This is a genomic window from Streptococcus mitis (assembly GCF_047464965.1).
GTDB classification, from domain to species: domain Bacteria; phylum Bacillota; class Bacilli; order Lactobacillales; family Streptococcaceae; genus Streptococcus; species Streptococcus mitis_DU.
Genome location: NZ_JASHAT010000004.1, coordinates 111190 through 130106 on the forward strand (window position 1 = coordinate 111190; position 18917 = coordinate 130106).

Annotated in this window: 18 protein-coding genes; 14 read left to right on the forward strand and 4 right to left on the reverse strand. The window is 39.3% G+C overall.

Annotated features, from left to right (window positions below):
* Nucleotides 1–21: 21 nt before the first annotated feature.
* From QM408_RS03740 to QM408_RS03755, 4 genes are all read left to right on the forward strand, one after another.
* Nucleotides 22–339: a PTS lactose/cellobiose transporter subunit IIA gene (locus QM408_RS03740; RefSeq protein ID WP_001078324.1), complete on the forward strand. Its 318-nt coding sequence runs from the start codon at nucleotides 22–24 to the stop codon at nucleotides 337–339.
* The gene (locus QM408_RS03745) at nucleotides 339–2030 is read left to right on the forward strand and encodes a lactose-specific PTS transporter subunit EIIC (RefSeq protein ID WP_001037324.1); all 1692 of its coding nucleotides are present in this window, start codon (nucleotides 339–341) and stop codon (nucleotides 2028–2030) included. Before QM408_RS03740 ends, QM408_RS03745 begins: the two co-directional genes overlap by 1 nt.
* A gap of 462 nt (nucleotides 2031–2492) precedes the next feature.
* Nucleotides 2493–3899, forward strand: coding sequence for a 6-phospho-beta-galactosidase (gene lacG, locus QM408_RS03750; RefSeq protein ID WP_084946568.1), 1407 nt, complete (start codon nucleotides 2493–2495; stop codon nucleotides 3897–3899).
* A gap of 42 nt (nucleotides 3900–3941) precedes the next feature.
* Nucleotides 3942–4199, forward strand: coding sequence for a DUF3884 family protein (locus tag QM408_RS03755; RefSeq protein WP_024056886.1), 258 nt, complete (start codon nucleotides 3942–3944; stop codon nucleotides 4197–4199).
* Nucleotides 4200–4303: 104 nt separating this feature from the next.
* Here the strand turns inward: QM408_RS03755 and QM408_RS03760 are convergent, their stop codons facing one another.
* The 4 genes from QM408_RS03760 to nrdH all read right to left on the reverse strand — a co-directional run bounded on the left by QM408_RS03760 (nucleotide 4304) and on the right by nrdH (nucleotide 8827).
* Nucleotides 4304–5071 (reverse strand): DeoR/GlpR family DNA-binding transcription regulator, encoded by a 768-nt coding sequence (locus QM408_RS03760; RefSeq protein WP_000917573.1) that lies wholly within the window; start codon nucleotides 5069–5071, stop codon nucleotides 4304–4306.
* Nucleotides 5072–5213: 142 nt separating this feature from the next.
* Complete coding sequence (gene nrdF, locus QM408_RS03765) at nucleotides 5214–6176, reverse strand: class 1b ribonucleoside-diphosphate reductase subunit beta (RefSeq protein ID WP_000451386.1); 963 nt, start codon at nucleotides 6174–6176, stop codon at nucleotides 5214–5216.
* A 192-nt stretch (nucleotides 6177–6368) separates the two neighbouring features.
* Complete coding sequence (gene nrdE / locus QM408_RS03770) at nucleotides 6369–8528, reverse strand: class 1b ribonucleoside-diphosphate reductase subunit alpha (protein ID WP_261240136.1); 2160 nt, start codon at nucleotides 8526–8528, stop codon at nucleotides 6369–6371.
* An 80-nt stretch (nucleotides 8529–8608) separates the two neighbouring features.
* Complete coding sequence (gene nrdH, locus QM408_RS03775; protein ID WP_000259240.1) at nucleotides 8609–8827, reverse strand: glutaredoxin-like protein NrdH; 219 nt, start codon at nucleotides 8825–8827, stop codon at nucleotides 8609–8611.
* A gap of 350 nt (nucleotides 8828–9177) precedes the next feature.
* Here nrdH and QM408_RS03780 point away from each other — a divergent pair, with 350 nt between their 5' ends.
* The 10 genes from QM408_RS03780 (at nucleotide 9178) to pdrM (ending at nucleotide 18783) form a co-directional block, all read left to right on the forward strand.
* Complete coding sequence (locus QM408_RS03780) at nucleotides 9178–9441, forward strand: phosphocarrier protein HPr (RefSeq protein WP_000146947.1); 264 nt, start codon at nucleotides 9178–9180, stop codon at nucleotides 9439–9441.
* 5 nt (nucleotides 9442–9446) lie between these two features.
* Complete coding sequence (ptsP, locus tag QM408_RS03785; RefSeq protein ID WP_004241506.1) at nucleotides 9447–11180, forward strand: phosphoenolpyruvate--protein phosphotransferase; 1734 nt, start codon at nucleotides 9447–9449, stop codon at nucleotides 11178–11180.
* 133 nt (nucleotides 11181–11313) lie between these two features.
* The gene (locus QM408_RS03790) at nucleotides 11314–11808 is read left to right on the forward strand and encodes a YkgJ family cysteine cluster protein (protein ID WP_414306545.1); all 495 of its coding nucleotides are present in this window, start codon (nucleotides 11314–11316) and stop codon (nucleotides 11806–11808) included.
* A gap of 82 nt (nucleotides 11809–11890) precedes the next feature.
* On the forward strand, nucleotides 11891–12433 hold the full coding sequence (locus tag QM408_RS03795; RefSeq protein WP_414373650.1) for a ClbS/DfsB family four-helix bundle protein: 543 nt from the start codon (nucleotides 11891–11893) through the stop codon (nucleotides 12431–12433).
* Between the two features lie 1125 nt (nucleotides 12434–13558).
* Nucleotides 13559–14161, forward strand: coding sequence for an ADP-ribosyltransferase (locus tag QM408_RS03800; protein ID WP_265526184.1), 603 nt, complete (start codon nucleotides 13559–13561; stop codon nucleotides 14159–14161).
* Nucleotides 14162–14216: 55 nt separating this feature from the next.
* Nucleotides 14217–14909, forward strand: a complete 693-nt coding sequence (gene pynA, locus QM408_RS03805; protein ID WP_414373652.1) for a pyrimidine 5'-nucleotidase PynA — start codon at nucleotides 14217–14219, stop codon at nucleotides 14907–14909.
* A gap of 62 nt (nucleotides 14910–14971) precedes the next feature.
* Complete coding sequence (locus QM408_RS03810) at nucleotides 14972–15625, forward strand: uracil-DNA glycosylase (RefSeq protein ID WP_000401335.1); 654 nt, start codon at nucleotides 14972–14974, stop codon at nucleotides 15623–15625.
* A 9-nt stretch (nucleotides 15626–15634) separates the two neighbouring features.
* Complete coding sequence (locus QM408_RS03815; protein WP_033680199.1) at nucleotides 15635–16099, forward strand: NUDIX hydrolase; 465 nt, start codon at nucleotides 15635–15637, stop codon at nucleotides 16097–16099.
* A 12-nt stretch (nucleotides 16100–16111) separates the two neighbouring features.
* Nucleotides 16112–17380, forward strand: coding sequence for a dihydroorotase (locus QM408_RS03820; protein ID WP_414373656.1), 1269 nt, complete (start codon nucleotides 16112–16114; stop codon nucleotides 17378–17380).
* A gap of 41 nt (nucleotides 17381–17421) precedes the next feature.
* Nucleotides 17422–18783: a sodium-coupled multidrug efflux MATE transporter PdrM gene (pdrM, locus tag QM408_RS03825; protein WP_414306551.1), complete on the forward strand. Its 1362-nt coding sequence runs from the start codon at nucleotides 17422–17424 to the stop codon at nucleotides 18781–18783.
* The last annotated feature ends 134 nt before the right edge of the window (nucleotides 18784–18917 follow it).

Consider the following 18917-nt stretch of genomic DNA (forward strand, 5'->3'; position numbering starts at 1 on the left):
ATATATAAGGAGAATTCTATCATGAATAGAGAAGAAGTAACATTGTTAGGTTTTGAAATCGTAGCCTATGCTGGCGATGCTCGTTCAAAATTATTGGAAGCCTTGAAAGCTGCTGAAGCTGGTGATTTTGCAAAAGCGGATAGCTTAGTTGAGGAAGCTGGTTCTTGCATTGCAGAGGCTCACCACGCGCAAACAAGTCTATTAACTAAGGAAGCTTCAGGTGAGGACTTAGCCTATAGTGTAACCATGATGCATGGCCAAGACCACTTGATGACAACTATCTTATTAAAAGATTTGATGCACCATTTAATTGAACTCTACAAGAGAGGAGTTAAGTAATGAATAAATTAATTGCATTTATTGAGAAAGGAAAGCCTTTCTTTGAGAAACTATCTCGTAATATCTACCTTCGTGCCATTCGTGATGGTTTCATTGCAGGTATGCCTGTTATTCTCTTCTCAAGTATCTTTATCTTGATTGCCTTTGTACCAAACTCATGGGGCTTTAAATGGTCTGATGAAGTTGTAGCCTTTCTGATGAAACCTTATAGCTATTCTATGGGTATTCTGGCTCTCTTGGTAGCTGGTACAACAGCTAAGTCATTGACTGACTCAGTAAACCGTAGCATGGAGAAAACCAATCAAATCAACTATATGTCAACACTGTTAGCAGCGATTGTTGGTTTGTTGATGTTGGCAGCTGATCCTATCGAAAATGGTCTAGCTACTGGATTCTTGGGGACAAAAGGTTTGCTTTCAGCCTTCCTTGCTGCCTTTGTTACTGTAGCCATCTATAAGGTTTGTGTTAAGAACAACGTCACTATTCGTATGCCTGACGAAGTTCCACCTAATATCTCACAAGTTTTTAAAGATGTGATTCCATTCACTCTATCAGTTGTTTCTCTTTATGCTCTTGATTTACTAGCTCGTCATTTTGTTGGTGCAAGCGTAGCTGAATCAATCGGTAAATTCTTTGCACCATTATTCTCTGCTGCTGATGGTTATCTAGGTATTACGATTATCTTTGGTGCCTTTGCTTTCTTCTGGTTTGTTGGGATCCATGGTCCATCTATCGTTGAACCAGCTATCGCAGCTATTACCTATGCCAATGCCGAAGTCAACTTGAACCTTCTCCAACAAGGTATGCACGCTGACAAGATTCTTACTTCTGGTACACAAATGTTTATCGTTACCATGGGTGGTACTGGTGCGACACTGGTTGTTCCATTCATGTTCATGTGGTTAACAAAATCTAAACGTAACCGTGCAATCGGTCGTGCTTCAGTAGTCCCAACATTCTTTGGTGTAAATGAACCAATCTTGTTTGGTGCACCACTTGTATTAAACCCAATCTTCTTCATTCCATTTATCTTTGCTCCAATCGCAAACGTTTGGATCTTCAAATTCTTTATTGAAACACTTGGAATGAACTCATTTACTGCTAATCTACCATGGACAACTCCAGCTCCACTAGGTCTAGTTCTTGGTACGAACTTCCAAGTTCTATCATTCATTCTTGCTGCCCTTCTAATCGTGGTTGACGTAGTCATTTACTATCCATTCCTTAAAGTATATGATGAACAAATTCTTGAAGAAGAGCGTTCAGGTAAATCTAATGATGAATTGAAAGAAAAAGTTGCCGCAAACTTCAACACTGCAAAAGCAGATGCTATTCTTGAAAAAGCTGGTGTAGAAGCAGCACAAAATACAATCACTGAAGAAACAAATGTCCTCGTTCTCTGTGCAGGTGGAGGGACAAGTGGACTTCTTGCGAATGCTTTGAATAAGGCAGCTGCAGAATACAATGTTCCTGTGAAAGCAGCAGCAGGTGGCTATGGTGCTCACCGTGAAATGTTGCCAGAGTTTGATCTTGTTATCCTTGCCCCTCAAGTTGCTTCAAACTTTGAAGACATGAAAGCAGAAACAGATAAGCTCGGTATTAAACTAGCGAAAACAGAAGGCGCTCAATACATCAAATTAACTCGTGATGGAAAAGGTGCTCTTGCATTTGTACAAGCTCAATTCGATTAACGATAGGGACTGTGAAACAGTCTCCTATCGTTACGGCAATCGCTATGGCGAATTTCCTAATCGCCTTGTTAATTCGTCGGTAAAAAGCTATCGTTTTTACCTCCTCATGTCACAATTCGATTAATAATAGGGACTATGAAATAGTCTCCTATCGTTACGGCAATCGCTATGGCGAATTTCCTAATCGCCTTATTAATTCGTCGGTAAAAAGATATCGTTTTTACCTCCTCATGTCACAATTCGATTAAGGCTAGGGACTCTGAAATAGTCTCCTATCGTTGCGGAAATCGCTATGGCGAATTTCCTAATCGCCTTGTTAATTCGTCGGTAAAAAGATATCGTTTTTACCTCCTCATGTCACAATTCGGTGACTTGGTACAAGAAGTGAGATGGAGAAGGATGGCTCACTGACTCCTCTCCTCTCACTTTTACTTTATTTAAATCAAGAAATAGGTGAAAAAAATGACAAAAACATTACCAAAAGACTTTATTTTCGGTGGCGCAACTGCTGCTTATCAAGCAGAAGGCGCTACACATACTGATGGAAAAGGACCAGTTGCTTGGGATAAATATCTTGAAGATAACTACTGGTACACTGCGGAGCCAGCTAGTGATTTTTACAATCGATATCCAGTTGACCTCGAGCTAGCAGAAGAGTATGGTGTCAATGGCATTCGAATTTCCATTGCCTGGTCACGTATTTTCCCGACTGGTTATGGTCAAGTAAATCAGAAAGGTGTCGAGTTTTATCATAATTTATTTGCTGAGTGTCACAAACGTCACGTTGAGCCTTTTGTAACTCTTCATCACTTTGACACGCCAGAAGCTCTCCACTCAAATGGAGACTTCTTAAATCGTGAAAATATTGAACACTTTGTAGACTACGCTGCCTTCTGTTTTGAAGAATTTCCAGAAGTAAACTATTGGACAACCTTCAATGAAATTGGACCAATCGGTGATGGTCAATACTTGGTTGGTAAATTCCCTCCAGGTATTCAGTACGATCTTGCCAAAGTCTTCCAATCGCACCACAATATGATGGTGTCTCATGCACGCGCGGTAAAATTGTATAAAGAGAAAGGTTATAAAGGGGAAATTGGGGTTGTTCATGCTCTGCCTACTAAGTATCCTCTAGATCCTGAAAATCCTGCAGATGTTATTGCGGCAGAGTTGGAGGACATTATCCATAATAAATTTATCTTGGATGCAACTTATCTGGGTCACTACTCTGAAAAGACCCTGGCAGGGGTAGAGGCTATCTTGGCTGCCAATGGTGGTAGCTTAGATCTTCGTGAAGAAGATTTCGAAGTATTAGAATCCGCAAAAGACTTGAATGACTTCCTTGGAATTAATTACTATATGAGTGACTGGATGGAAGCCTTTGATGGAGAAACTGAAATCATCCATAATGGTAAGGGTGAAAAAGGAAGCTCTAAATACCAAATCAAAGGTGTTGGTCGTCGTGTAGCTCCTGATTATGTGCCACGTACGGACTGGGATTGGATTATCTACCCTCAAGGTTTGTATGACCAAATCATGCGCGTGAAGAAAGATTATCCTAACTATAAGAAAATCTACATCACTGAAAATGGACTTGGTTATAAAGATGAGTTCGTTGATAACACTGTTTACGATGATGGCCGTATTGATTATGTCAAACAACACTTGGAAGTATTATCTGATGCGATTGCAGATGGAGCGAATGTAAAAGGTTACTTCATTTGGTCATTAATGGATGTCTTCTCATGGTCAAATGGATATGAGAAACGTTACGGTCTCTTTTATGTAGACTTTGAAACTCAAGAACGTTACCCTAAGAAATCAGCTCACTGGTACAAGAAAGTAGCAGAAACTCAAGTGATTGAGTAGTAGAATGAGTAATTAAATATAGAATTTTAGTGAGGAAAAAAGATGTTCAAAGATTTAATCCAATCTATTTATGAAAAAGTTTATATTATCAATTTCGAAAAATGCTCTCAAACACCGTGTTTGACGAATGAAGAATTGAAAAGTCTCGGAAAATGGTATGTCTCGACTGGTAAAGAATGGATTTGTCATTCAGATTATGAGCTGGAAGAATTTAAAAATCTGTTTTTAAATTTTATCAATCCTGAAGAATGGGATAATATCTCCTTTGATTCAGATTTTATGCCGTTTCAACAATCATAAAGAATCTAGGAAACTCTTTGTAAAAATCTTCATCAAAAAATGCGTCATATCAAGATTCTTATTTTCTTGATATGACGCATTTTATATTTTATCAATCCTCAGTTTTATGGTTTAGAAAGAATAATTTTTGTTTGTTTTGAAAGTTGTTCGAAGGTTTCTTTGCTCAGTTTAGAATCTGAAACGATGGTATCAATATCTGAGATATTGTAGAAGGTGTAAAAATCAAACTTATTGAACTTACTATTGTCAGCTAGTAAGTATTTTTTATTGGAATTATTGAGGGCGATGCGTTGGGATTCACCTTCTTCTTCACTAAAGGTCGCAATCGCATTGTCCTTGATACCATTACAGCTCACGAAAGCTTTAGAAAATTGTAGATTGGCCAAATTCTGTAAGGTTAGTGTTCCCACAAATGCTCCAGTGATAGAGCGATAGTTTCCACCGATTAAAATCAAATCTGTTAGTTTTCGTTCGTTTAGGATGAGAAAGACTGGTAAACTGTTTGTTACAACACGAATATTATCGATTGGAAGTTCACGGGCAAAAGATTCCAAGGTTGTACCTGGGCCGATAAAAATAGTTTCCCCTTCATCGATTAAATGGCCTGCAAAACGGCTAATTTCTTGTTTTTCTGCGATTTGTAAGCTTTGTTTTTCAATATTGGAACGTTCATTGTTTAAAATGGAACCTGTGCGAATTTTTTCAGCACCACCGTGCACACGAACAAGTAAATCCTTGTCAGCCAACTCTTGTAAATAGCGTCTAGCAGTCATATCTGACACATCCAGGCGAGTCATGATTTCTTTTACAGTAATAGTTCCCTTTGTATTTACCGTTTCTAGAATATTATCTAGTTTTTCCTGCTTTAGCATCGTTATCACCTCTATTTCTATTACTATTTTATCATAAAGTATTCAATCAATCAATTTAAAAAACAAAAGAAAACAAAAACAAAAATATCATGGTTGTTTTAAACAAACCATGATATTTGTTATCAATTCTGAAATTGTTGACTTAGTCTAAACCGTAGTTGTAGTCATCGTCTTGCATGGCTTCAACTTCACCAAGAAGGTAACCATTTCCGACTTGAGAGAAGAAGTCGTGGTTAGAAGTTCCTGTTGAAATACCGTTCATGACAATTGGGTTGACATCATCTGCTGAATCTGGGAAGAGTGGATCTTGTCCCAGGTTCATGAGTGCCTTGTTGGCATTGTAGCGAAGGAAGGTTTTGACTTCTTCCGTCCAACCAACACCGTCATAGAGACTTTCTGTGTAGCCTTCTTCATTCTCGTAAAGAGTATAGAGCAGGTCGTACATCCATTCTTTGAGCTTTTCTTGCTCTTCTTCAGGTAATTCATTGAAACCGAGTTGGAATTTATAACCAATGTAGGTTCCGTGAACTGACTCATCACGAATAATTAATTTAATGATTTCAGCGACGTTGGCTAGTTTGTTGTTACCAAGATAGTAGAGGGGAGTGAAGAAACCAGAGTAGAAGAGGAAGGTTTCGAGGAAGACACTGGCAACTTTCTTTTCAAGTGGGCTACCGTTTAGGTAAATTTCGTTGACAATCTCAGCCTTCTTTTGTAGGTAAGGATTGGTATTGGTCCATTCGAAAATTTCTTCAATCTCAGCCTTTGTATTCAAGGTAGAAAAGATAGAAGAGTAAGATTTTGCGTGGACAGATTCCATAAATTGGATGTTATTGAAAACAGCTTCCTCATGTGGTGTACGGATGTCTGCTCGAAGGGCTTGAACCCCAGTTTCAGATTGCATAGTATCGAGAAGGGTTAAACCACCAAAGACTTTTCCAACCAAGTCTTTTTCTACATTTGATAGCTTTCTCCAGTCATCCAAGTCATTTGACAAGGGAATACGTGTATCGAGCCAGAATTGCTCCGTCAGCTTTTCCCAAGTTGATTTGTCGATGACATCTTCGATGGCATTCCAGTTAATGGCTTTGTAGTAAGTTTCCATTTGAAATCTCTTTCTGTGTTTAGTATTGCGAACTCACAATTATTTCTATTTTATCATAATTCTAGAAGAGTATCGCACAAAAAGTCGGAAGCCCGACTTTTTGCTATTTCATAGTATAGATGCTTATTCCAATTTAGTTTAGCAGGGTGAATAAATACTTATCTGAGAAAATGTAGTTTCCTCAAACAAAAATTAGATCACACAGCTTTCACATTGGTTGGCACCGACTTCTCCACCATCATCTGTAAAGGTACGGACGTAGTAGATAGACTTGATACCCTTGTTAAAGGCATAGTTACGAAGGATAGACAAGTCACGTGTCGTTTGTTTGTTTTCTTTCTTCCATTCGTAAAGACCTTTTGGAATGTCACTACGCATGAAGAGGGTGAGTGAAAGTCCTTGGTCCACGTGCTCAGTCGCAGCAGCGTAAACATCAATCACCTTACGCATATCCATGTCGTAGGCAGAAGTGTAGTAAGGAATGGTTTCTGTTGACAAACCAGCAGCAGGATAGTAGATTTTACCGATTTTCTTCTCTTGACGTTCTTCGATACGTTGCGTAATCGGGTGGATAGAAGCAGAAACGTCGTTGATGTAACTGATAGAACCATTTGGCGCTACAGCAAGGCGGTTTTGGTGGTAAAGACCATCTGCTTGAACCTTGTCGCGAAGTTCAGCCCAGTCAGCAGCACTTGGGATAAAGACATCTTTGAAGAGTTCTTTAACATGGTCTGATTTTGGAACAAACTCGCCAGTCACATACTTGTCAAAGTAGCTTCCGTTAGCATAGTCTGATTTTTCAAAGTTGTGGAAGGTGATACCACGTTCACGCGCGATATTGTTTGATTCTACCAAGGTCCAGTAGTTCATGAGCATGAAGTAGATGCTTGTAAATTCAACAGACTCAGGCGATCCATATTCAATCAATTGTTGGGCAAGGTAGCTGTGAAGTCCCATGGCACCGAGACCAAAGGTGTGGGCTTGGCTATTTCCATGGTCGATAGTAGGAACAGCTACGATGTGCGAACTATCTGTAACGAAAGTAAGGGCACGAACCATAGCACGGATAGAACGACCAAAATCAGGTGAGGTCATCATGTTGACCACGTTGGTTGAACCAAGGTTACATGAAACATCTGTTCCCATTTGAAGGAATTCTTGAGCATCGTTGATCAAGCTTGGTTCTTGAACTTGAAGAATCTCAGAACACAAGTTACTCATGATAATCTTACCATCAACAGGATTTGCACGGTTAGCCGTATCAATGTTGACGACATAAGGGTAACCAGACTCTTGTTGCAATTTAGAGATTTCAGTTTCCAAATCACGCGCTTTGATTTTTGTTTTGCGGATGTTTGGATTTGCGACCAATTCATCGTATTTTTCAGTGATGTCGATGTAGTTAAATGGCACACCGTATTCAAGTTCTACAGAGTATGGGCTGAAGAGGTACATTTCTTCATTTTTACGTGCTAATTCGTAGAATTTATCGGGTACTACAACACCAAGTGAAAGGGTCTTTACACGAACTTTTTCATCGGCGTTTTCTTTCTTAGTTGAAAGGAAGGCGATAATATCTGGGTGGAAGACGTTGAGGTAGACAACACCGGCACCTTGACGTTGCCCCAATTGGTTGGAGTAAGAGAAGCTATCTTCGAAAAGCTTCATAACAGGAACGACACCAGAAGCGGCTCCTTCATAGCCTTTGATAGGTGCACCAGCTTCACGAAGGTTGCTGAGGGAAATTCCCACACCACCACCGATACGTGAAAGTTGAAGAGCTGAGTTGATAGAACGTCCGATAGAGTTCATATCATCAGTTACTTGGATTAGGAAGCAAGATACTAACTCCCCACGGCGAGCACGTCCAGCATTCAAGAAGGAAGGAGTAGCAGGTTGGTAGCGTTGGTGGATGATTTCATTGGCAATATCGATGGCAATAGCTTCATTCCCATCAGCGAAATAAAGGGCGTTAAAGAAGACGCGGTCTTCCATGCTTTCAAGATAATATTCACCGTCGTTAGTTTTCAAAGCATATTGATTGTAAAATTTATAAGCTGCCATGAAAGACTTGAATTGGAAGTTTTGGTCTTTGATAAATTGAGACAATTCTTCCAAAAACTCTGGACGGTATTTCTTGATAAAGGCTGTTTCGATGTAGTTGTGTTCAATGAGGTAGTTGATTTTATCTTTGATTGAATCAAAAACCATAGTGTTTGGAACTACATTTTCTTTAAAGAAGGCATCCAAGGCTTCCTTATCTTTATGAAGCATGATTTGTCCATTGACAGGACGGTTGATTTCGTTATTGAGACGGAAGTAAGTCACGTCTTCAAGATGTTTTAATCCCATAAAATTTCCCTTATCTAATTACAAAAGAAAGGCTTCTAAGTTAGCCCTAGAAGCAGTTTCTTCTGGATGATGTACTAAGATTATGCTAATTGTTTCAGTTTTCCTGGTTGGAAACCTGAAAAGACTTCAGTTGGTGTTTGGATAACAGGAGCTGCGCTGAAACCGAGCTCTTTAACTTGATCGATGTACTCAGGTTGCTCATCAAGATTGATTTCACGATAAGCGACATTATTACTGTCCAAGAAACGTTTAGTCATCTTACATTGGACACAGTTGTTTTTAGAATAAACGGTTACCATTGTGTAACTCCTCTTTCAAAATAGATTACTTTCTTAGTATATCAGAAAATAAATTTTTGTCAATGATTTGAAACTAAATATAGTGGTCTATTTTTCTACTAAAGGTTGCAAAACACAATATGTAGTGTTTGTTTTATGAAATAGTGATAATTATCCTACAAGTAGTTTTTTGGAAAACTATATCCTGTGTTTTGTTATCTAGAATAGAAGATTTTCAGCAAGTTATCTGAAAGGAAATCGAATAAATCCCATAAAATGCTTGAAAAAAATCCTAGAAGATGATATAATACCAAATTGTAAGGGTTATCACATATAACTCAAAAAAGAAAGAACAAAAGGAGAGTCAAACTATGGCTTCTAAAGATTTCCACGTAGTGGCAGAAACAGGTATTCACGCACGTCCAGCAACATTGTTGGTACAAACTGCAAGCAAATTTGCTTCAGATATCACTCTTGAGTACAAAGGTAAATCAGTTAACCTTAAATCAATCATGGGTGTTATGAGTCTTGGTGTTGGCCAAGGTGCTGATGTAACTATCTCAGCTGAAGGTGCAGATGCAGATGACGCTATCGCTGCAATCTCAGAAACAATGGAAAAAGAAGGATTGGCATAAGGAAAATGACAGAAATGCTTAAAGGAATCGCAGCATCTGATGGTGTTGCAGTTGCAAAAGCATATCTACTCGTTCAACCGGATTTGTCATTCGAGACTGTTTCAGTCGAAGATACAAACGCAGAAGAGGCTCGTTTGGATGTAGCTCTTGAAGCTTCTCAAAACGAGCTTTCTCTTATCCGTGAGAAAGCTGTAGGTACGCTTGGTGAAGAAGCGGCTCAAGTTTTTGACGCTCATTTGATGGTTCTTGCTGACCCAGAATTGATTGGTCAGATTAAAGAAACAATCCGTGCTAAGAAAGTCAATGCTGAAGCAGGTCTTAAAGAAGTGACTGACATGTTCATCACTATCTTTGAAGGCATGGAAGACAACCCATACATGCAAGAACGTGCAGCGGATATCCGCGACGTGACAAAACGTGTATTGGCAAATCTTCTTGGTAAGAAATTGCCAAACCCAGCTTCTATCAATGAAGAAGTAATCGTGATTGCGCATGACTTGACACCATCTGATACAGCTCAATTGGACAAAAACTTTGTAAAAGCTTTTGTAACAAACATCGGTGGACGTACAAGCCACTCAGCTATCATGGCACGTACACTTGAAATTGCAGCTGTATTGGGAACAAATAACATCACTGAAGTGGTGAAAGACGGTGATATCCTTGCTGTTAACGGAATTACTGGTGAAGTGATTATCAACCCAACAGATGAACAAGCGGCAGAATTTAAAGCAGCTGGTGAAGCTTATGCTAAACAAAAAGCTGAATGGGCACTTTTGAAAGATGCTCAAACAGTGACTGCTGACGGTAAACACTTCGAGTTGGCTGCTAACATCGGTACTCCAAAAGACGTGGAAGGTGTTAACAACAATGGTGCAGAAGCGGTTGGACTTTACCGTACAGAGTTCTTGTACATGGATTCTCAAGATTTCCCAACAGAAGACGAGCAGTACGAAGCATACAAGGCTGTTCTTGAGGGAATGAATGGTAAACCAGTAGTTGTTCGTACAATGGATATCGGTGGAGATAAGGAACTTCCTTACTTCGATATGCCACATGAAATGAACCCATTCCTTGGATTCCGTGCCCTTCGTATCTCTATTTCTGAAACTGGAGATGCAATGTTCCGTACACAAATCCGTGCCCTTCTTCGTGCTTCTGTTCATGGTCAATTGCGTATCATGTTCCCAATGGTTGCCCTCTTGAAAGAATTCCGTGCAGCTAAAGCAGTTTATGAAGAAGAAAAAGCAAACCTTCTTGCTGAAGGTGTTGCAGTTGCGGATGACATCCAAGTTGGTATCATGATTGAAATCCCTGCAGCAGCGATGCTTGCAGACCAATTTGCTAAAGAAGTAGACTTCATGTCAATTGGTACAAACGACTTGATCCAATACTCAATGGCAGCAGACCGTATGAACGAACAAGTTTCATACCTTTACCAACCATATAACCCATCAATCCTTCGCTTGATCAACAATGTTATCAAGGCAGCTCACGCTGAAGGTAAATGGGCTGGTATGTGTGGTGAGATGGCTGGTGACCAAAAAGCTGTTCCACTTCTTGTCGGAATGGGCTTGGATGAGTTCTCTATGTCAGCAACATCTGTACTTCGTACACGTAGCTTGATGAAGAAATTGGATACTGCTAAGATGGAAGAGTACGCTAACCGTGCCCTTACAGAGTGTTCAACAATGGAAGAAGTCCTTGAACTTCAAAAAGAATACGTTAACTTTGATTAATTTCATTAACCTTGTAACCTAGTTGCAAGGTTTTTTGATACATTCGGGAATAGTATAGTCTTGTAAAGTACACTTTTAAATGCTCCGGAGGCATGGTATAATATGGGAAAGTAATTAGAATAAGAGAGAAACCATGTCTAAAGAAATTGATATTGAGTATTACCATCAGCTAGCCTTGCAAAAGCAGAATGAGCATCGTAAAGTTTTAGCTAATCTAAAGAAAAAACCTCCTAAAAACTTAGACAAGATTGCCCAGCAGATTCACCAAGAAGTTTTTGCTGAGATTGATTGTACTGCATGTGCTAACTGTTGCAAGACATTAGGGCCTGACTTTAAAGAAGCAGATATTACACGAATTGCCAAGTATTTTAAGATGAAATTGCCGGCTTTTGAAGCAGAGTTTCTGCAGGTAGATGAAGATGGGGATAAGGTTTTCAAGTCCATGCCTTGCCCATTTTTAGGGGGAGATAATCTCTGTTCCATCTATGACGTTCGTCCAAAGGCGTGTCGTGAATTTCCCCATACAGACCGCAAAAAGATCCATCAAATTAATCATCTGACGATTAAGAATACCTTGACCTGTCCAGCGGCCTATCTCTTTGTTGAGAAGTTAAAGGATAAGTTATAGAGAGTTGTGGCTTTAAATCTTTTACAAAGATTACAGGATCAAAATCTCTAATAATAACTAGTAATATGAAGGGAGTACTCCTGTGCCTAGACCGAAAACAAAAGAGGAGCTAATGCTGGCCTCTAAGGAAAACTATGAAAAGCTCAATCGTTTCATCTCCCGACTAAGTGAAGATGAGCTACAGACTCCATTTGATTTTTCAAGAGACCCAAAGAAAAAAGAAACTCACTGGAAAAGGGATAAAAATCTGCGGGATGTCTTGATCCATCTCTATGAATGGCAGCAATTACTTTTAACTTGGGTACATTCTAATCAAAAAGGTCAAGAAAGAACTTTTCTCCCTGAACCTTATAATTGGAAAACTTATGGACAAATGAATGTCGCTTTTTGGAAGAAGCACCAGAAAACGACATTAGAAGAAGCAACTAGATTCTTGGTGCAATCACATAGAGAGGTTTTAGAGTTGGTGGAAGGCTTTAGCACTGACGAACTCTTTACCAAAGGTGTCTATAAGTGGACAGGTGGGACAAGTCTAGGTTCCTACTTTGTCAGTAGTACCTCCAGTCATTATGATTGGGCTCTGAAAAAACTCAAAGCTCATCAGAAGAATTGTAACTCCTACTAGTTAAAGTGAGTATGAAGTTTAGAAAAAGCTCTTCTAAGTTTCGAATAGCTTCATTCTCGTTATTTTTGAACAATTCTAGCTTTAGAATCCTTCAAAAATTAAAATTTAAGGCTATCATGGACTTAGAATAGAAATAAAACATTTATTTTAATGTAATTCTAAGTTTAGAATTGCAATGATATTAAAGGGGTCGAACTGTTCGATACTTAAAATGCTTTGATTCTGAGAAATGTTAACTAGAAAATGTTTCGAATGTTTTTTTCAGATATAGGATGTTAGATAGATGGGTGAGGTTATGAATATACAAAAAGAAAGTTAGAAAAGAGTTGGTGTCCCTCTGTTTGGGAGAACTTGCAGCCGTTCTATCCTTTTGGTTTTGTTTTTTCCTTTTGAAAAATCGGCTTGTTGATGAGAATAGTCTAGTATCCATTCTCTATTCTTTGTCTTTACTGACATTTATATTGCTTCAAGGTTCAATCTTCTGGGCGATTTTGATTAGAAGACTGTCGAATCCCCAGTTCGGAAGTGTAATTGTCTCTAGTGTATATGGCGGGCTCAGAATACTAGACCTTGTTTTACTTATTTCAGACTTTCCTTTTATAGTCTGGAATACCCAGAGTGTCCAAGTGACTATTATAGCCATACTAATACAGCTTTTTGCCTTTATCGAATGGATCAATTATTACCTCCTACGATTATCCTATAGTTTGAATCCACTTGTTTTATGGAAACGAATTACCAAGGGAAAACTCGAAAAGAGCAGAATAGCCAAGGAGTTAGGGTAGGGGAAGTGAGATATTAGAAAGTATTTCTGTCCTTTAAATTAATTTAGATAAAGATAGCTACATATTTACACTAGGAAGATTTTTTAACAGAGTTTAATGAAAACTATGGCATACATTTATAGAGCAAGTCGTCATCACGGTTGAAAAAAAGCGATCTTTACTTTAAAAAGTGGGTAAAAAATAGCACTATGATTTCTTGCTCACTTTTTCTATTGTTTACGGATAAATAGGTGAAAAAGAATTAAAACAATTTGTGAATGAATAGTAACTGTTAATTATACTGGAAAATTTCTTTTTATATATGTTATAATATTACCAAATTTTAAGTGAGGTTATAATAATGGTTTATCTAGAATTTGAAAAAAATGATGCTTCAAAATGGATAGGAAAAACTTTCGCAGAGTGGCAAATAGATTATGCAAATTCATACAAAAAGAATGAATTTTGGAAAGATTCTTTAACTCCTTTAGAATGTTATTGTGCTGGTTATATGACTAGAGTAAATGAGTTATTAAGAACAGGTTCTAGTTCAGTAAACATTGAAAAACTTCATAACTTGAAAAGATTTTTAGATGATGATTTTAAATCTGCTCCAATGATTCAAGATAACATTGTGGTATATCGTTATGTTGACGTGGATGAGTTTAATCAAATTTCCCAAAGCGACACAGGGTTTATTGATAAAGGTTATTTGAGTACAACACTAAATAAAAGAATCTATTTAGAACAAGATAGTCGGTTAAACTATTTAGATACAGATTATGTATTAAAAATATATGTTAAAAAAGGAACAAAAGCGTTATTTGTATCTGGATTTGATTATGCAATAGAAAATGAATTTGAGTTACTTTTCAAAAGAAATTCAAAATTAGTGAAACATACAGAGCCTTATTGGGATAATGATTTTAAAAGAAATATACTTGAATGTTTGCTAAAAGATTAGAAAATTATGTACCCCCTTTAGACTTCAAGCACCCCCTAGAAAGGAAAACCTCAAATTGTCCTACAAATTTCTACTCTTCGACCTTGACCATACTCTTCTTGATTTTGATGCTGCTGAGGATGTGGCTTTGACGCAACTCCTAAAAGAAGAAGGGGTTACAGATATTCAGGCCTATAAAGACTATTACATTCCTATGAACAAGGCTCTCTGGAAGGACTTGGAGCAAAAGAAAATTAGTAAACAAGAGCTGGTTAACACGCGCTTTTCTCGTTTATTTGCTCACTTTGGACAGGAAAAAGACGGTAGTTTTTTAGCCCAGCGTTACCAATTTTACCTCGCACAACAGGGACAAACGATTTCGGGCGCTCATGAACTCTTAGACTGCCTCATTGAGCGAGATTATGAGCTGTATGCTGCGACAAATGGAATAACGGCCATTCAGACAGGTCGTTTGGCTCAATCGGGTCTAGCACCTTATTTCAATCAAGTCTTTATCTCTGAACAATTGCAAACACAAAAGCCTGATGCTCTCTTTTATGAAAAGATTGGTCAGCAGATTGAAGGATTTAGCAAAGAAAAGACTCTGATGATTGGAGATTCCCTAACCGCCGACATTCAGGGAGGCAATAATGCTGGGATTGACACGATTTGGTACAACCCTCATCACCTCGAAAATCATACACAAGCCCAGCAGACTTACGAAGTCCATTCTTACCAAGACTTGTTGGATTGCTTAGATAAACTGTAAAAAGTGGTTTCCATAGCCACTTTTTGCTATAATAGAGGCAGTAAAAACGAAGGAGTTGGCTTATGGAACACTCGTCTTGGCATGCTTTGATAAAGGAACAATTACCTGAGGGGTATTTCGGGAAAATCAATCAGTTTATGGAGCAGGTCTATGCTCAGGGGACTGTTTATCCACCCAAAGAAAAGGTTTTTCAGGCTCTCTTAACAACACCGCTTGAAGAAGTTAAGGTGGTGATTCTAGGGCAAGATCCCTATCACGGGCCAGGTCAAGCGCAAGGCTTGAGTTTTTCTGTACCTGATTCTATTCCAGCTCCACCATCCCTGCAAAATATCTTGAAAGAATTAGCAGATGATATTGGCGTTAAGAAATCTCATGATTTGACGTCTTGGGCTGAGCAAGGAGTCTTGCTTCTTAATGCTTGTTTGACGGTTCCTGCTGGGCAGGCCAATGGTCATGCTGGTCAAATATGGGAACCTTTTACTGATGCTGTGATTCAGGTGGTCAATCATCTAGATAGACCAGTCGTTTTTGTACTCTGGGGAGCTTATGCACGCAAGAAGAAGGCCTTGGTTACCAATCCTCATCACTTGGTTATCGAATCAGCCCATCCCAGTCCTTTGTCAGTTTATAGAGGATTTTGGAGTTCCAAGCCTTTTTCCAAGGCCAATGCATTTTTAAAAGAGACTGGACAAGAGCCAATAGATTGGCTTAGATAAGGAGAAAATATGCCTCAGTTAGCGACGATTTGCTACATTGATAACGGGAAAGAACTGCTCATGCTCCACCGTAATAAGAAACCCAATGATGTCCATGAAGGCAAATGGATTGGCGTGGGTGGTAAGCTAGAGAGAGGTGAGACTCCTCAGGAATGCGCGGCGCGTGAAATCCTTGAGGAAACAGGGCTGAAAGCCAAGCCAGTTCTAAAAGGTGTCATCACTTTTCCTGAATTTACGCCAGATTTAGACTGGTACACCTATGTTTTTAAAGTGACGGAGTTCGAGGGGGACTTGATTGACTGCAACGAGGGAACGCTAGAATGGGTTCCCTATGATGAGGTTTTGAGCAAGCCGACTTGGGAAGGTGACCATACCTTTGTTGGGTGGCTTTTAGAGGATAAACCTTTCTTTTCAGCCAAGTTTGTTTATAATGGGGATAAATTGTTGGATACCCAAGTTGATTTCTATGAATAAAGGAGAAAGCAGATGCTACTAATCAAAAATGGTCGTGTTATGGATCCCAAGTCTGGTTTGGATCAAGTGTGTGATGTCTTGGTTCAAGATGGGAAAATTATCAAAATTGCGCCTGAGATCACGGAAGAAGGAGCAGAACTGATTGATGCTAGTGGTCTAGTAGTTACTCCTGGCTTAGTTGACATTCACGTTCATTTCCGTGAACCTGGTCAAACTCATAAAGAAGACATTCATACTGGTGCCCTAGCAGCCGCTGCAGGCGGTTTTACAACTGTTGTCATGATGGCTAATACTAGTCCAACCATTTCAGACGTGGAGACTTTGCAAGAAGTTCTCCAGTCAGCTGCCAAAGAGAAGATTAATGTTAAGACAGTTGCGACCATTACTAAGAACTTTAATGGCCAAGACTTGACTGACTTTAAGGCGCTTTTAGAAGCAGGTGCGGTTGGTTTCTCTGATGACGGTATCCCACTTGAAAGTAGTAAAGTTGTCAAGGAAGCTATGGAGGAAGCTAAAAAGCTTAATACCTTTATTAGTCTCCATGAGGAAGATCCAGGATTGAACGGTGTTCTTGGCTTTAACGAAAATATTGCTAAAGAACATTTCCATATCTGCGGTGCGACTGGGGTAGCTGAGTATGCTATGATGGCGCGTGATGTCATGATTGCCTATGCAACTAAGGCTCATGTTCACATTCAGCATTTGTCTAAGGAAGAAAGTGTTAAAGTAGTTGAGTTTGCTCAGGGGCTGGGTGCGCAAGTCACAGCAGAAGTAGCGCCACAGCATTTCTCCAAGACCGAAGCACTCCTATTGACACAAGGTAGCAATGCTAAGATGAATCCGCCGCTTCGTTTGGAATCAGACCGTCGTGCCGTTATCGAAGGCCTCAAATCAGGCGTCATCACAGTTATCGCAACTGACCACGCGCCTCACCATGCGGATGAGAAAAACGTCGAGGATATTACCAAAGCACCATCTGGCATGACTGGCTTAGAAACATCTCTTTCCCTCGGATTGACTTATTTGGTGGAAGCTGGGGAGTTGAGCTTGATGGAATTACTCGGAAAGATGACATACAACCCAGCCAAGCTTTATAACTTTGAAGCAGGTTACTTGGCTGAGAATGGTCCAGCAGATATCACTATTTTTGACGCTAAGGCTGACCGCCTTGTGGACTCCCATTTTGCTTCCAAAGCAACTAATTCACCATTTATCGGTGAAGCCTTAAAAGGGCAGGTTAAATACACCATCTGTAAGGGACAAATCGTCTATCAAAACTAGGTGGGAGTCTGCTCTGTAAACAAAAAGAATAGAGAGCCTATATGTACCAGACTCATCATTTTAAAGACAAATTTATCTTATTTTTAAAGATATTTTTCCCTATCCTGATTTATCAATTTGCCAATTATTCTGCCTCCTTTGTTGATACGACTATGACTGGCCAATACAATACCATGGACTTAGCTGGTGTGTCTATGGCAACCAGTATCTGGAATCCTTTCTTTACATTCCTAACAGGGATTGTGTCAGCCTTGGTACCTATCATTGGTCACCATCTTGGTAGAGGTAAAAAGGAAGAGGTTGCGTCTGATTTTTACCAGTTCATCTATCTGGCCTTGGGCCTATCTGTGCTCTTACTGGGGATGGTACTATTCTTGGCACCACCAATCTTGAATCATATTGGATTAGAAGCTCCAGTGGCGGCAGTAGCTGTTCGTTATCTCTGGTTTTTATCTATCGGGATTATCCCCTTGTTGCTCTTTAGTGTCATTCGTTCCTTGCTGGATTCGCTGGGTTTGACCAAACTGTCCATGTACCTCATGCTTTTGTTGCTTCCTCTCAATAGTGGATTTAACTACCTCTTGATTTACGGAGCCTTTGGTGTTCCAGAGTTGGGAGGTGCTGGCTCTGGTTTAGGAACTTCCTTGGCCTACTGGGTCTTGCTGGGAATTTCTGTTCTGGTTTTATTTAAACAGGAGAAGCTCAAAGCCTTGCATTTTGAGAAACGCATTCCGCTTAATATGGATAAAATCAAGGAAGGAGTTCGCTTAGGTCTGCCTATTGGGGGAACTGTCTTTGCGGAAGTAGCTATCTTTTCCGTGGTTGGTTTAATTATGGCTAAGTTCTCTTCTTTGATAATAGCTAGTCACCAGTCAGCTATGAATTTTTCAACTCTCATGTACGCCTTTCCTATGAGTATCTCATCGGCTATGGCCATTGTCGTTTCCTATGAAGTGGGAGCCAAGCGATTTGATGATGCGAAAACCTATATTGGTCTAGGAAGATGGACAGCCCTCATTTTTGCGGCCTTCACCTTATCCTTCCTTTACATTTTTAGAGGAAGTGTAGCTAGTCTTTATGGTAACGACCCAGAATTTATCGATTTGACAGCGCGCTTTTTAACTTATAGTCTTTTCTTTCAGTTAGCAGATACCTTTGCGGCACCGCTTCAGGGAATTTTACGGGGGTATAAGGATACAGTTATCCCTTTTTACCTTGGTTTGGTTGGTTATTGGGGCGTAGCAATCCCAGTGGCTATGGTATTTGATTCCCTAACAGATTTTGGAGCTTATTCTTACTGGATCGGCTTGATTATTAGTCTAATCGTTAGTGGGGCGCTATACCGTTGGCGTTTAACTGTGATTATGAAGAGATTTGAATCTTTAGAAAAATCTAAACGCTAAAAAGTTTGTGAAAAAATATTCTTGATAAGGAAATCCCTTATTCCTATGGGGTTTTCTTTTTTAATTTGTGAAATTTTCTTTAGAAAAACTTTGACAGTATTTGCCAAAAACGGTAAAATAGTAAGGTAAGAAGA